This is a genomic window from Bdellovibrio sp. HCB209 (assembly GCF_047306065.1).
GTDB lineage: Bacteria > Bdellovibrionota > Bdellovibrionia > Bdellovibrionales > Bdellovibrionaceae > Bdellovibrio.
Genome location: NZ_CP178618.1, coordinates 1,459,874 through 1,473,731, shown reverse-complemented (window position 1 = coordinate 1,473,731; position 13,858 = coordinate 1,459,874). Strand labels below are relative to the sequence as shown.

At 45.5% G+C, this 13,858-nt stretch carries 12 protein-coding genes; 9 read left to right on the top strand and 3 right to left on the bottom strand.

All coding sequences use genetic code 11. The features are described 5' to 3' along the window. The first annotated feature begins 1 nt into the window (after position 1). The 8 genes from ACLVWP_RS07255 to ACLVWP_RS07220 all read left to right on the top strand — a co-directional run bounded on the left by ACLVWP_RS07255 (position 2) and on the right by ACLVWP_RS07220 (position 10,594). The gene (locus tag ACLVWP_RS07255; protein WP_413560980.1) at positions 2-250 is read left to right on the top strand and encodes a hypothetical protein; all 249 of its coding nucleotides are present in this window, start codon (positions 2-4) and stop codon (positions 248-250) included. A gap of 26 nt (positions 251-276) precedes the next feature. After that, on the top strand, positions 277-1,734 hold the full coding sequence (locus tag ACLVWP_RS07250) for an AgmX/PglI C-terminal domain-containing protein (protein ID WP_413560979.1): 1,458 nt from the start codon (positions 277-279) through the stop codon (positions 1,732-1,734). Between the two features lie 14 nt (positions 1,735-1,748). Continuing rightward, the gene (locus tag ACLVWP_RS07245) at positions 1,749-2,501 is read left to right on the top strand and encodes an outer membrane beta-barrel domain-containing protein (protein WP_413560977.1); all 753 of its coding nucleotides are present in this window, start codon (positions 1,749-1,751) and stop codon (positions 2,499-2,501) included. 44 nt (positions 2,502-2,545) lie between these two features. Then, positions 2,546-4,669, top strand: coding sequence for a hypothetical protein (locus tag ACLVWP_RS07240; RefSeq protein WP_413560976.1), 2,124 nt, complete (start codon positions 2,546-2,548; stop codon positions 4,667-4,669). Between the two features lie 19 nt (positions 4,670-4,688). Continuing rightward, on the top strand, positions 4,689-5,336 hold the full coding sequence (locus ACLVWP_RS07235; RefSeq protein WP_413560974.1) for a hypothetical protein: 648 nt from the start codon (positions 4,689-4,691) through the stop codon (positions 5,334-5,336). Between the two features lie 96 nt (positions 5,337-5,432). Further along, on the top strand, positions 5,433-7,193 hold the full coding sequence (locus ACLVWP_RS07230; protein ID WP_413560973.1) for a methyl-accepting chemotaxis protein: 1,761 nt from the start codon (positions 5,433-5,435) through the stop codon (positions 7,191-7,193). Between the two features lie 164 nt (positions 7,194-7,357). Then, positions 7,358-9,022: a methyl-accepting chemotaxis protein gene (locus ACLVWP_RS07225; protein ID WP_413560971.1), complete on the top strand. Its 1,665-nt coding sequence runs from the start codon at positions 7,358-7,360 to the stop codon at positions 9,020-9,022. Positions 9,023-9,121: 99 nt separating this feature from the next. Next, positions 9,122-10,594: a methyl-accepting chemotaxis protein gene (locus ACLVWP_RS07220; protein WP_413560970.1), complete on the top strand. Its 1,473-nt coding sequence runs from the start codon at positions 9,122-9,124 to the stop codon at positions 10,592-10,594. Here ACLVWP_RS07220 and murJ read toward each other — a convergent pair. Then, positions 10,591-12,171 (bottom strand): murein biosynthesis integral membrane protein MurJ, encoded by a 1,581-nt coding sequence (murJ, locus tag ACLVWP_RS07215; protein ID WP_413561570.1) that lies wholly within the window; start codon positions 12,169-12,171, stop codon positions 10,591-10,593. The two genes, ACLVWP_RS07220 and murJ, sit on opposite strands and share 4 nt — an antisense overlap. Before the next feature lie 57 nt (positions 12,172-12,228). Here murJ and rpsT point away from each other — a divergent pair, with 57 nt between their 5' ends. Continuing rightward, positions 12,229-12,489, top strand: coding sequence for a 30S ribosomal protein S20 (gene rpsT, locus ACLVWP_RS07210; RefSeq protein ID WP_413560969.1), 261 nt, complete (start codon positions 12,229-12,231; stop codon positions 12,487-12,489). Between the two features lie 72 nt (positions 12,490-12,561). Here rpsT and ACLVWP_RS07205 read toward each other — a convergent pair whose 3' ends face one another. Together ACLVWP_RS07205 and ACLVWP_RS07200 are read right to left on the bottom strand one after the other, a co-directional pair. Beyond that, positions 12,562-12,954, bottom strand: a complete 393-nt coding sequence (locus tag ACLVWP_RS07205) for a PilZ domain-containing protein (protein WP_413560968.1) — start codon at positions 12,952-12,954, stop codon at positions 12,562-12,564. A 315-nt stretch (positions 12,955-13,269) separates the two neighbouring features. Then, a complete protein-coding gene (locus ACLVWP_RS07200) occupies positions 13,270-13,572 on the bottom strand; it encodes an XRE family transcriptional regulator (protein ID WP_413560967.1) in 303 nt (100 codons plus the stop codon). Positions 13,573-13,858: the final 286 nt, after the last annotated feature.

Below are 13,858 nucleotides of genomic sequence, written 5' to 3'. Positions count from 1 at the left end.
AGTGAAAACTTTCATCCACTTGATGACAGTATTCATTCTTCTGGGGTCGGCGACTGCATTTGGTAAATCCAAGACAGTCCGTAAAGTCCAAGAAGTAAATTTTGGTGACATGAACCTCAAGGGTACAGTTAGAAACCCTGATGGCGCATATCTCGTACAAAAACGCGGTATTAAATTTATGCCGTTGTATGACGTACAAAAAGATATGGACGGCCGTATCAGAGAATCTGCTCTGTACTTGAATAACTAATATTTGATCTTATTAGAGGTGTTATCATGCTCACGTTGATTGTACGTCAGTCTCTAAAAAACGGGACTGCAAAAACTTGGAAATTGAGACCTAGCAACGAAACACAAACGTTCGGCTCTTCCCGCCTGGCAGATGTGATTTCCATTGCTCCAGCGACAAAAGGTATTCAAGGTGTCTTTGAATATCGCAACGGTCAATGGTATTACGTGGACATGGATATGGCTACCTCCAGCGGATTGCAAAAATCCCCAGCCATCGCCTTGACTCAAAGTACTACTTTGACATTGGAAGACTGCACCCTACACTTCGAGCCTCTTAAAAAAGAGACGAACCTGTACAGCCGTCTTGAAAAAACTGGCAGCGAAGAAACAGCTGGAACTAAAAAATTCCAACTTTTCATGGTCAAACAAAACGGTCGCGTTTTGCAGACTAAGATCCTGCCTATCAATAAAAAATTCAAACCTGATTTCTCTAACGAAAAAGTGTCTTGCGTGCCTTCACAAGAATGGCACCGTCAGACCCTTGGTGACGTAGAGGTATCACAAAGAACGCTTTCTATGGAAGATGCTGCGAGAATGGGACGCTTTAACACGTCCAATCTGGTAGATGAAGATTCCAAAAAAGGCGTAGTCTTGATGCTTGGTGCGGCTGCCCTATTCATCACAGCAGCATTGTTTGGACCTAAGACAGACGTCCATACTGTTGCAATGCCTGAACAGCCTAAAGTCGCGCAAAAGATCATTGTTAAGACTGAAATTAAACCTAAACGTAAAAAAGCCGAAGCGCAAAAGCAGATGGCTGCAGCAGCTCCTCCAGCGGCATCTCCTAAACAGGAGACAGCAGCTAGTGGTGGTGGCGGCAAACTTGCCAACATGATGAAATCGATCTCTGACGGTCGTATTTCAAAATTGATTGGTAAAGTTTCTGCGCAAGGCGCGAAAAGCTCGAACGTAATGTTCGCTCAAGGTGTAAAAGCTGGTTCCGGTCCTTCCGGTCGTGGCTTGGCTGCTGTGGGCAACATCGAGCGCTCTGGTCGTGACTGGGGTGCAGCGGGTAACGGTAGCGGAGTGATGATTTCCACGAATGGTAAAGGTGGCGGTAAAAACGCTTCCGGCATGGGTGGATTGGCCGCTGGTGGCACTGGTAATGCTGGTGTTGGTTTGATCGAAGAGGAATCTGAAATTACTGGGGGCTTAGACCGTGAGGTTATCGCTCAGTATATCAAATCTAAATTGGGTCAAATCCTTTACTGCTATGAAAGACAATTGAGTGCGAACCCAGATTTGTTCGGTAAGGTTGCCGTGAAGTTTACGATCGGTGGCTCTGGTCAAGTTGAACAACAACTGATTGGCGATACAACTTTGAAAAACTCAACTGTTGAAGGCTGTATTTTGAACCGTGTAGCTGGTTGGAAGTTCCCTGCCCCACAAGGCGGAACACGCGTGCTAGTTACATATCCATTCTTATTTAAAAGTACCAACTAGGACGGGAGACCGAAATGTTTAAGAAAACACTACTAATCTGCATCTTGATGACAACTCAAGCATTTGCGCAAACAGCAACAACTCCGGCGGCAAAACCGACTGAGCAACGTGGCAGCGATAAGCTTGACATCAAAAAACTAGAGAACAAGTACTGGGCAGCAAAAGACGAAGACTTTGGCGTGGTACAAAATCGTCGTTACGTAAAAGCAGAGCGTTTTTACCTAACAGCTCGTGGTGGTATTCCATTCAACGACGCTTATAGCTCAGGCACAGTTTTCGGTGCTGACTTAGGTTATTTCATGAATGAACGCTGGGGTTTTGAGTTGAACTACAACTCTGCAAACTTGAGCGATAACGATGCTTCGAAACAGTTCCAAACACAGTATGGAGCTATTCCGGATCATAACGTTCTTGAATCATCTTACTTTGCATCTGCTATCTGGGTTCCATTCTATGCAAAGATGAGTGCTTTGGATAAAGCGATCATCTACTTCGACATGGGTCTTTCAGTAGGTGTAGGTAACGTGAACTATAAAATCATCAAAGAAGAAGGCGATGAATCGAAATCTTCTATTGGTTATAAACTTGGTGTATTCCAGCAGATTTTCTTCTCTGAGCACTTTGCGGTAAGAGCTGACTTGATCAACACATGGTCTGATCAAAAACAACTTACTTACAAGCAAAACCCAGGTTACAGCGCGCGTGATCTAGGTTCGAAAATGGTAAATGATACCTCTCTTATGATTGGTCTTACTTACTGGCATTAATTTGAATTAAGTTTTTTAGTTCTTCCAAGGCCGGGGGGTCTTATATGAAAAAGCCAATGAAAGCGATGCTAGTGCTGCCTTTGATTTGCAGCACAGCGTTCGCCCAAGAAGTGCCACAAAAAGCACTGGCAGTTAAAAACCAGGGTGCACCCGCTGAAGCAAGTCTTCGCGTGAAAAGCAGCTTGGTTCCTACTTTCGAAATCTATCAAAAGAAAGTAGTTAAAGGTAAAACCGAAGTCTTTAAAGTAAAGGCGATTCCAGAACTGAATATCGGTTCTGAGCGCGAAGTGGAAGCAATTCCTCTAAGCCCTCTTCGCCTACCCGCTTCTCGCGAAGTGGTGGTGAAAGAGATCAAAAAATCTCCTTCTATCAATCCGATGACGATGCACATTCCTCCGTACACTGCGGTTGTTAATGCGCCTAAAGTCATCACAAACCCAGAAGCTTTCACAAAAATTCCAGATGTAAAAATCATGGATCCGGTGAAAGATCCTTCCATGGTGGAACCTCAGGTGACACTGCAAAAAATGGATGAGATGGGTCCTAATGATTATAAATTATTGCAAGCTTTGATCTTCCTCGAAGTCCAACAAAACTATGAGTTGGCGATGGGGCTATTTGCTGAATTGATGGATGATAAAGAGCACCGTTTGGAAGCCCTTTATAACTATGCAATGACAGCAAAAGGCATGGGTCTGAATACTGAATTCAGAACTTACATGATCAAAGTTTCTCAAGAGACTAAGAATAAAGAATGGCAAGAAAGAGCAACTAAAGCCATGGTTGACGGCATCAAAGTTTTGGAGCTGTCTGACATTGCATTGATTGATCCTCTTGTAACTAAGTACGAACTTGATGTGTCTAAAAACGATGAATATCAAATCACTCGCGCGAAGTACTACTCTTCCATCGGTAATCTAGGTTTGATGGAAGACGCTTTGACTTACATCGACGAAAAGTCTCCAAAATACCCAGAGTCTTTATTGCTTTCTGGTTTGTTCAACTATCGTCAAAACAAAGTTGACGACGCTGTGATCAATATCGAAAAGCTATTGAAAGCAACTGAGGGTGACAAGAAATCTCAGATCAGAAACGTGGGTGCGATCACTATGGCTCGTATCCAGTTCCAAAAAAGCATGTACAAAGAGGCGTTCCAGTCTTACTTGAAAGTAGACAGATCAAGCCCGCTTTGGTTGCAAGCTATGACTGAGAGCGCTTGGACACAAATCTTGTCAGAAGACTATGAAGGGGCAGCAGGTAACATGTTCTCTCTTCACACAGACTTCTTTAAAAACGCTTTCAACCCAGAATCCTTCGTGGTTCGTACAGTGGGTTACTTGAACCTTTGCCAATACGGTGACGGTGTGCAAGTTCTAAATGAAATGCGTACTAAGTACGGTCCCTGGAAAAAGAAATTGGAAGACTTTAAAACTTCCCATAAAAAACCAACGGACTACTACGAAACTGTAAAAAGCTGGGCTAAAAACTCAGACTTGAAAGAAGTTGATGGTTTGCCACGCGCGTTCATCGTTGAACTTGCCCGCAACCCAGGATTTGTTTCTTATCAAAAGCAAATCAACAACTACGAAGACGAGATTACTAAATTCAATAAGATCTCTTTCACATTGATCAAAATGGAAAAAGACTTCTTGGCGAAAAAATCAGAAGCATCAAAATCATTGGTAGCTGCTAAAGCTAAAATGAAACCAGGTGCCTCCCCGTCTTCTGCAGTTCTTGACGCAGAGAAAAGACTATTGAGCTACCAAATTCAATACCACATCGCGAACAAAGCCCGTACGTCGATCAAAAATCTACGCACACAAGGTATCGCTCGTATTGAAAAAGAAAAAGATGGTTTACGTGAAGATGCTGGTAAAGCACTGCAAACTGGTTACAAATCCATGGTTGCAAACTTGACGCGCGTCTTGGACCAAAACGACGTTCTTCAGTATGAATTGTACTCTGGTGCTGGTGAGCACATCCGCTATCAAATGGCTGGTGGTGACATCAACACGAAAGAACGTCCTGAACTTAAAGTAGAAAAAGAAAAAAGTCTTAACTGGAAATTCAAAGGTGAAATCTGGGAAGACGAAGTGGGTCACTATCGTTCATCTTTGAAAAACGTATGCGCACAGGACAACTCTGTCGCTGGTATGAATGAGCACTAAGGAAGGATTGGAAATATTTATGAAAACATCTCTTAAACTGACAACAATGACGGTACTTTTGAGCTTCTCCACTGCTGCATTCGCACAAAACACAGCGAAAGACGGCTTGGATCGCATCAAATCAAATTTAAACAACTCTAAGACCAACTTGTCTGAGTACCAAAAAAACTTGAAAACAGTTGAAGGTAACTTGAACGAAGTGGCAAAAGCTAAATCTTCAGTTGAAAAGCAGCAAAAGGAAATTGCTACTCAAGCCGAAGAAAACACTAAATCTATGCAGAAACTTGGCAAACAAGAAACCGAGCTGCAAGGTTTGATCAAAGACGAACAATCCAAAACAGCGGCTGAAAACCAAAAGATCGCTGAATTGGAGGCGATGATCGCTAAGATCAAAGAAAACCAAAAGAAACGTGAATCCAACGTTCAAGACTACCAAAGCCAAATGTCCCAATTGGGCGAAGAAAAGAAAATCTGGCAGTCTCGTCGTGACACTCTGAAAGAGCAATACGACCAAGTGAACAAAAAGATCCGCGATCTAGCGTCTGAAGAGAAGGAATGGAAAGGCAAAGAGCAAGGCTACAAAGGCGAAGTTAATCGCTGGACTAAAGAAGTAGAACGCCAACAAAAGATTTCCGACTCTTATAACTCTTTGGCCGAAGTTAAATAATTAACAGATATCATTTTAAAACGTTTCGAAAGAAGCATTAAGAGATCAAGTCCCCCGGCTTGATCTCTTTTTATTTGTTTACGTCCAGATTTCTTGATGAACATTAAGATCGTGACAAGGATTCTTGATAACCCGAGAAAACATGCCGAAGAGTTAAAAAACAGTCAAAGGACAGGACTAAGATCTATGAAAGACAACTCGCTCGGTTCGTGGTTTCGCGGTATTAAGGGGAAGCTTCTCTTCGCTGCACTTCTCCCTATGGTGGGATTCAGCATCACCTTTCTAATTTCCTACACTAATATGGCTTCGCTCGGAGCTATGCTTAACAAAGCAAATACCGAGACCGCAGCCAACTTGATTGAGATCGGCGAAATGCGCCAAGCGAGAAATCGCTATGGCTATATGGTTCTAGCAACCACAGTCGCGACAGCTCCCGAGGTGCGCGCCCAACGTCTTAAAGATGCGACAGAATCTATGGAAGAGTTCTTCGTTGCATTAAAGAACTACCAAAAACTACCAAGCCCCCCTGCTATTGCCGACTCTGATAAAGCTGGTGACCAAGTGGCTCCCGAATATCGTAAATCAATGGAAGAAGTTCTGGCACTTTTAGCTAAGAACAATCCTGAATCCGATAAATTGGCTTTATCCGTTCTGGAAAAAAGAGTGATGGAGCTTGGCGCGGTCATTCGTAAAATGAACGGTAACGCCGTAGACTACTTCAAAAAGCAATCCGTTGAAGAAACCGCGGAAGCAAAACAAAGCATCGCTAATGCAAATAACATTATCATCGCGACAACAACTGCGACGTGCTTGATTATTTTCGGGGTCTTGATGTTTATCGCTGTCCGCTTGACGAAAACAATTGGCTCAGCAGCTAGCAGACTCACAGAGTCGAGCCACCAAGTTTCCGCAGCTGTTATCCAGTTAAGCGGTGCTGGTAACAACTTGTCGCAATCCTCTACGGAAGCCGCAGCCTCCCTTGAGGAAACTGTGGCTGCTCTTGAAGAGCTGACTTCAATGGTACAAATGAACTCCGACAACGCGAAACAAGCAGCTAGCTTGTCAGCTTCCTCTCGTCAATCTGCAGAAGAAGGCGAAAACGATATTAAGAGCCTTATCTCTGCCATGACAGACATCTCTCAATCTTCTAAAAAAATCGAAGAGATCATCTCGGTTATCGATGATATCGCCTTTCAAACCAACCTTCTTGCACTGAATGCAGCGGTTGAGGCCGCTCGTGCTGGTGAACAAGGTAAAGGCTTTGCAGTAGTCGCTGAAGCCGTTCGCGCTCTTGCCCAAAGAAGTGCGGCCTCTGCCAAAGATATTTCATCACTGATCAAAGACTCAGTTTCTCAAATCGACAACGGTAGCAAAATTGCCGATCAAAGTGGTACTGTTCTGTCTAATATCGTGAACTCGATTAAAAAAGTATCTGACCTGAATAACGAGATCGCCGCTGCGAGCTCTGAACAAACCACTGGTATCCAGCAAATCAGCAAGGCAATGAATCAGTTGGATCAGTCGTCTCAATCAAATGCGGCGTCAGCAGAAGAAATCGCGGCGACCAGCGGAGAAATCAGCAGTCTTGCAACAACAACGAAATTACTCACTTCTGAATTGACTGAAGTCGTCAACGGTAAGCACGGTGGAGAAAATCACGACGAACCTCACCATGTGGCTCCTGCGAAGTCATCCAAGCCTGCCCCAGCTGCGAAAGCTGCGAAGGTCTATGACTTTAAAAAATCTGCTCCCAAAGCCACTCCTGCGAAACCCGCAAAAAGTTCAGCTGCGGCGGATATGATTCCGTTTGATGATGAGTCAAACGATCGCAAAGTCGGAACAACTGACGGGTTCTAGAATTTAAATAGAAGTAAACCTCTAAAAAGAGATTGGAAGTGCATTTCCAATCTCTTTTTTATTTGATAACTAGACTTCAAGTTTCCTTGATCGTCGCCGAAACTATAAGCACTCCAGAACCTTCCTTCTATAACTTCAATACAATTTAAAAAAGGATAATTGCAATGAACCGCAATGGTTTTTCGTCTTGGTTCCGGGGTATCAAAGGTAAACTTCTTTTCGCGGCAGTCCTTCCGATGATCGGTTTTGGTATTATCTTTGGGATCTCTAGCACGAGCCTTACCACTGTCGGCTCTATGCTTAGAAGTGCCAACAACGACACGATTCCAAATATCACAGCGATCGGTCATATGCGCCAAGCTCGTAATAAATTCGGCTATCAAGTATTTGCTGCCATGAGTATGCCTACAGCAGAAAAAAGAGCAGAACGCATAAAAATCGCTCGTGAAGGCGCTAAAGAATTCAAAGAAGGCTTCGAACAATATCGCCGCCTTCCCTCCCCGCCAAAACTTTTAGAAACTGACAATGCGGCCTCGGCAGTCGCTGAAGAGTACTATACTCTTCTAGAAAAAACCGCTGCTCTTGCCGAAACTGGCAATCCCGAAAACTACGAAAAAGTTAAGGACCTCTTGGATGGTCGTCTGTGGGAGATTGGCTCCATCATGGGGAAAATGTCTGGCGCAGCCATGCACCACTACGAAACCATGGCCAAGGAAAATTCTGAATTGGCAGAAAAAACCATCGCGCGTACTGATAACATTGTTATGCTGACGACAGGTGCATCGTGCTTTGCAATCTTTGGTATTTTGCTATTCATCGCCATTCGTTTGTCTAAATCAGTGGGCCATGTATCAGAGCGCCTCTCTGAGTCCAGCCATCAAGTTGCATCAGCTGTTGAGCAATTGAATGAAGCTGGTAATAGCTTGTCACAGTCTTCCACTGAAGCCGCGGCTTCTCTAGAAGAAACTGTTGCCGCCCTTGAGGAACTGACTTCCATGGTGCAAATGAACTCTGATAACGCAAAACAAGCGGCAAGCTTGTCAGCATCATCTCGTAGTTCAGCAGAAGCTGGTGAAAGCGACATCAAGAATCTGATTTCTGCAATGACTGAAATTTCTCACTCGTCTAAGAAAATCGAAGAGATTATTTCAGTTATCGATGATATCGCCTTCCAAACAAACCTCCTGGCACTGAACGCGGCTGTCGAAGCTGCCCGCGCTGGTGAACAAGGTAAAGGTTTCGCGGTGGTTGCGGAAGCGGTTCGCGCCTTGGCACAAAGAAGTGCCTCTTCAGCGAAGGACATTTCTTCATTGATTAAAGATTCCGTAGAGCAAATCGATAACGGCAGCAAAATCGCAGATCAAAGCGGAGCTGTGCTGTCTAACATTGTAAGCTCCATCAAAAAAGTTTCTGATTTGAACAACGAGATCGCGGCCGCGAGCTCAGAACAAACAACTGGTATCCAACAAATCAGCAAAGCGATGAACCAACTAGACCAAGCTTCTCAGTCAAATGCAGCCTCTGCCGAAGAGATTGCGGCAACGAGCAGTGAGATCAACAACCTTGCTACAACAACACAAAGCCTGACGGTTGAGTTGAACGAAGTTATCTATGGAACGTCAGACCTTGTTCCTACGGAAACAGCAGCTCCAGAAAAGGCGAAAAAAGTGTCTTTCACGCCGAGCACGGCTAAAAAGAATGTCGTGCAAATCAAGAAGGCGCCAGCCCACAAACCAGTGGCAGCTTCAAAAGTCCCAGCTTCCTCAGAAGAGATGATCCCTTTCGGTGACGAAATGGATCGCAAAGTTGGCACTACGGACGGTTTTTAATATAAATTTCGGGGCCACCCGGCCCCGCTTTAATAGATTGTAATTTCGCCTTTTTCGAACCTTCTCGTACGATTGAAGAAATATAAAACGAGGGTTCCCATGTCTGAAAAAGGTCTTTCGAGTTGGTTCCGCGGTATCAAAGGCCGCCTCCTCTTCACCGCATTTATTCCGGTTGTTGGATTTATCATCCTGTTTGGCGTTTCGATTGTAACATTGAATCGCTACGATACGATGCTAAATGTCTATAGCGATTCCATCGTGCCGAATCTTCAAGTGATCGGTGAAATGCGCCAAGCGCGGAATAAGTTCGCCTATCAAGCTCTAGCCGCTATGGATACAGAAAATCCTGAAGAACGTGCAAAGCGACTGAATTCCGCCATCGAAGGTATGAACGAATTCAAAGAGGGCTACAAGGGTTATACCAGCGCCCCCTTTCTGCCCGGTGAAGCAGAAATTCACGACAAAGCGAAAGGCTCCATTCCCGAATTTTACAGTGCCATGGATGCTATCATCGCTGACGTTCAAAGTGGCGAAGCAGCTCGACTGAAGGAAGCTCGCGTCCTCCTCTATGGCCCTTATGCCAAAGTTGGCAACGTGATTCGAGATTTCAATCGTGATGTTTCAAAAATGTATGAAGACGTTTCAAAAAAACAGGAGAAGGAATCAGCTGATCTCAGAGAGAAAGCTTCCGCTCTCCTTATGATCACAGCGGTTGCTGCTGGTATCACTATCTTTGCGCTCCTTTGCTTACTTGCGGCAAAACTTTCTGGTGCGGTCGCGGGTATCGCCAATCGCTTGACGGCTGCAAGCTCCAATGTCGCCTCCTCTGTGGAACAACTAAGCGAAGCCAGCAACAATTTATCCCAATCCTCAACAGAAGCTGCTGCATCCCTCGAAGAAACTGTGGCGGCGCTTGAAGAACTAACATCCATGGTGCAAATGAATTCAGACAATGCCAAACAAGCAGCCAGTCTTTCCGGAGCTTCTCGCCAAGCGGCCGAAGAAGGAGAAGCGGATATCAAAAGTTTGATCGCTGCGATGACTGAAATCTCTCAGTCTTCTAAAAAAATTGAAGAGATCATTTCCGTGATCGACGACATCGCCTTTCAAACGAACTTGCTGGCATTAAACGCCGCCGTTGAGGCTGCTCGCGCTGGTGAACAAGGGAAAGGATTTGCAGTAGTCGCCGAGGCTGTGCGCGCCTTGGCTCAACGAAGTGCTTCCTCCGCAAAAGACATTTCCTCCCTTATTAAAGACTCCGTTTCGCAAATTGAACGTGGCAGTGAAATCGCAGATCAAAGCGGCACTGTCCTGTCGAACATCGTAAGCTCCATCAAAAAGGTGTCAGACTTAAACAACGAAATCGCAGCTGCGAGCTCAGAGCAAACGACCGGCATTCAACAAATCAGCAAAGCCATGAATCAACTGGATCAGGCCTCACAATCCAATGCGGCTTCATCGGAAGAAATTGCAGCGACAGGTGGAGAGATCAATGGACTCGCCGTCACTGCTCAAAGTTTAACAGTGGAGTTGAATAAACTTGTCTTGGGTATCGACAAAACGATCGTTTAGGAGTTTCTTTTGCGTTTTAAATAATCGAGCAGGAAGTGAGCCTGCTCGATTTTCATTTTTAGGGATGAAAATCCATAAACCAAAGCACAAACCAAGATAACGACTGTTAAAAGAGCAGACTTAACTAAACTTGATGCGATCTCTGTGAGCCATCCAGACGCACTAATCGCGACAGCCGCCATCAAAAAACCCGCCAGCAAGATCTTGCTAAGTTCTTTCGCGATAACTTTCCACTGCATGCTGACTGCAAAGCGATTCATCAACGCCATCACTAAAGCCAACTGAACCGTCGCTGCAACCAAGCTTGAAATTACCAGACCTTGAAGCCCCATGGATTCAATCCACAGCGGAGCCATACCAATATGAAGCCCCAAACCAAGAACTGATGTTGCCGCCGGAATCCAAGTGTTTTTAACCGCATAAAACGACGGCACTAAAACACGCACCGAAGAAACAACTATCAAACTTGCCGCATAAACTTTCAGAACCATCGCTGTCGCCGCAACATCACTGGCAGAAAAATGACCTCGGTAAAATAAAACCTCGACAATCGGTTGTGCCAAACAGAACAACCCAATCGCTGCGGGCCACGCCAAATAAAGGTTCAGCAAGAAATGTTCGCGCATGACGTTTTGAAATTGCGTCAGTTGTTTTCTGTGAGCCAAATCACTCAAGGTCGGAAGCAAGGCCGCCCCTAAACTCACCGCCACCAAAGACAGCGGCAACTCCAACAAACGATCCGCCCAATAAATATAGGAAAGAGCGCCCTCGCCCAAACCACTCGCAAAATGCAGGTTCACCAACGTCGCTAACTGTAACAACCCCGTGCCCAACAATCCCGGCACCATATTTTTTAGCACCAAGCGAACATCAGAATTCCAAATCTGACGACCAAAGCGAGGTAAGTAATTGCGCAGACGTAAAGCCCACCACAAAACGGCGGCCTGCAAGACTCCCCCGACAAATACACCCCATGCCAGCCCGTCTCCCATTTCTGGAAACCAATGTGCCGGCATAAAGGTGAAAACAAGCATCGCAATATTTAAAAGTGCGGGAGCCAGAGCTGGCAGTGCAAAACTTCCGAGAGCATTCAAAATGCCCATAAAGTAAGCGTAAGAGCAGACGAAAAAGACAAAGCCGAACATGATTCGCGCCATACGAACCGTCAGATTCCATTTTTCAACATCGAGCACGTAATTATCCGCCAAAAGCAGCTTTAGCAGCGGCTCCATGCTGATAATCCCCCACAAGGTCAGACCTCCTAAGAAGATCAGTAATAACGTGTAAATGGCGTTAACGAGATTGTGCGCGCGATTCCCCGAGGGGTCTTCGGCCTGAGCTCCAATAAAAACGGGAATGAAACTCACAGAAAGCGAGCCTTCACCAAAAAGTCGGCGGAACAAATTAGGCAAACGGAAGGCAGCGGTCCATGCATCGGTCACCGCACGATCAAACAGGGCGGCCAGCGCCATATCGCGGAATAAGCCCAAAATGCGGCTAGTTAGGGTCCCACCCGCCATAAAAAAGGCTCTTTTGAAGACCTTTTTGCGATCTTCTTTTAATCCGCTTGCCTCCACAGACACCGTATGTTAATCCCTTTGGTTCGTTTATAAAGATTAAGTGGAGGCTATACCTTGGCAAATCATAAGTCAGCAGCAAAAAGAGCTCGTCAATCTATCCGTAAAACAGCAGTAAACAATGCTCGTAAAAGCACTGTAAGAACAGCTGAGAAAAAACTTGTTAAAGCTATCGAAGCTAAAGACGTTAAAGCTCTTCCTGAGTTGTTGAAGAACTTCACTGCTCAAGTAATGAAAGCTGCTAAAACTGGCGTTATCAAAAAAGAAACGGCTTCTCGCAAAATCAGCCGTCTTTCTACTCGCGCAACTACTAAGTAATTAACGTAGTTAAACGATAACGAATATAGGGTGACCCTTGGTCGCCCTATTTTTGTTTGTTCTAGTGGCTGCTTAAGCTGCTGAAGAAGACGATTGATTCCGTGCCGATACGAAGGAACGGATTTGTCTTTTTGTAGCGAAGGTAATGTTACTGAAACTAAGACCATGGGTGACCGTAGCGTCACCCTGTTTTTTTTGAGTGGAGCGAACCACTCCTCGCAGGAATGTAAAATCCCCGTTCGGAATTTGAAAGCTGACGACGACTTCGTCACCTTCATTGAGCAAGAACTCGGAGATGATAGACATCCCCCCTTCACCGATCTCTCCAGAATCCACGATAAAATAAGAGCCATCACATAGGACTCCTACTTTGCGTTTCATCGCGCGACGAGGATATTGACGGCGGAAACCACCGGCTTTTTCTTCTACGCTTGGAATGTTGATCTTCTGAAAGTCACTCGCCATGAGGGACTTATCGGTTTTTTGACGGTGGTAATGCAGTCTTGTTTCTTTGTCTCACTTTGAGACGGTGGGGCTCGGGGCTTGGCCTTGGCTGAGGGGAAGGGCTGCTTGTTCCGCGACACGCCATCCGGGCTCACCGTCGCCGCCTTTGGCGGTTCGCGCATCCTGCGCCGACGGAGGTCGCTGCACAAGCAGCCCTTCCCCTCAGCCAAGTCCAAGAACAGAGTTCATCGTTCACATTGGGAAAAGAACTTCGTCTGCTTCGCAGACTCATAAAAACGGACTTCGTTGGAGAGGTTGAGATTCGACTTCGTTATCTTAGCTTACGGCTTTGAATTTCATTTCTACTTTTTGGCCCATGGACCCTAGGATCCTTAAAAGAACATCTAGGCTTATGCCTTCGGTGTCGCCTTTTAGGATGCGGGTTACTCTGGCTCGGGATGTTTCGGATTTTAGGGCTATTGTGGTAACTCGCAATCCTTGGGATTCTGCTACTTGGATGATTCTTTCTGTGACTAGGCGACGAATTTCCCATTCGATGGCAATACTGGGAGGCAATCCTAAGTCCGTAGCTAAATCTTTGGGATTTCTGCTTACTTTGATTTTCTTAATCTTAGCCATTTGCCGCCTCCAATAGTTCGCGCAATCGCTTTTTCCCGAGATCTACATCTTGGGATGATCCTCTGGAGAGACGTACCGAATTCGGTACATTTTGTAAAGTTAAGTTTTTGCATAGTAAACGACCCGAAATACGGACTCCCCCTCCCCTTACCCATTCTCGGAGAAGGTAATTTCAGTCAAAAAGGTTCAGGTGCAAGGCGGAGAAGGCTCCCACAGCGCAGGCGTGCCCCAGGCACGTCGGAGCGAGGAAGCCGCACGACAACGCAGCAGATGGACCTTTTTCACT

Coding starts and splice junctions, on each gene's coding strand:
- ACLVWP_RS07250 (WP_413560979.1), top strand. CDS start 277: ATGCTCACGTTGATTGTACGTCAGTCTCTAAAAAACGGGACTGCAAAA.
- ACLVWP_RS07245 (WP_413560977.1), top strand. CDS start 1,749: ATGTTTAAGAAAACACTACTAATCTGCATCTTGATGACAACTCAAGCA.
- ACLVWP_RS07240 (WP_413560976.1), top strand. CDS start 2,546: ATGAAAAAGCCAATGAAAGCGATGCTAGTGCTGCCTTTGATTTGCAGC.
- ACLVWP_RS07235 (WP_413560974.1), top strand. CDS start 4,689: ATGAAAACATCTCTTAAACTGACAACAATGACGGTACTTTTGAGCTTC.
- ACLVWP_RS07230 (WP_413560973.1), top strand. CDS start 5,433: ATGAACATTAAGATCGTGACAAGGATTCTTGATAACCCGAGAAAACAT.
- ACLVWP_RS07225 (WP_413560971.1), top strand. CDS start 7,358: ATGAACCGCAATGGTTTTTCGTCTTGGTTCCGGGGTATCAAAGGTAAA.
- ACLVWP_RS07220 (WP_413560970.1), top strand. CDS start 9,122: ATGTCTGAAAAAGGTCTTTCGAGTTGGTTCCGCGGTATCAAAGGCCGC.
- ACLVWP_RS07205 (WP_413560968.1), bottom strand. CDS start 12,954: ATGGCGAGTGACTTTCAGAAGATCAACATTCCAAGCGTAGAAGAAAAA.
- ACLVWP_RS07200 (WP_413560967.1), bottom strand. CDS start 13,572: ATGGCTAAGATTAAGAAAATCAAAGTAAGCAGAAATCCCAAAGATTTA.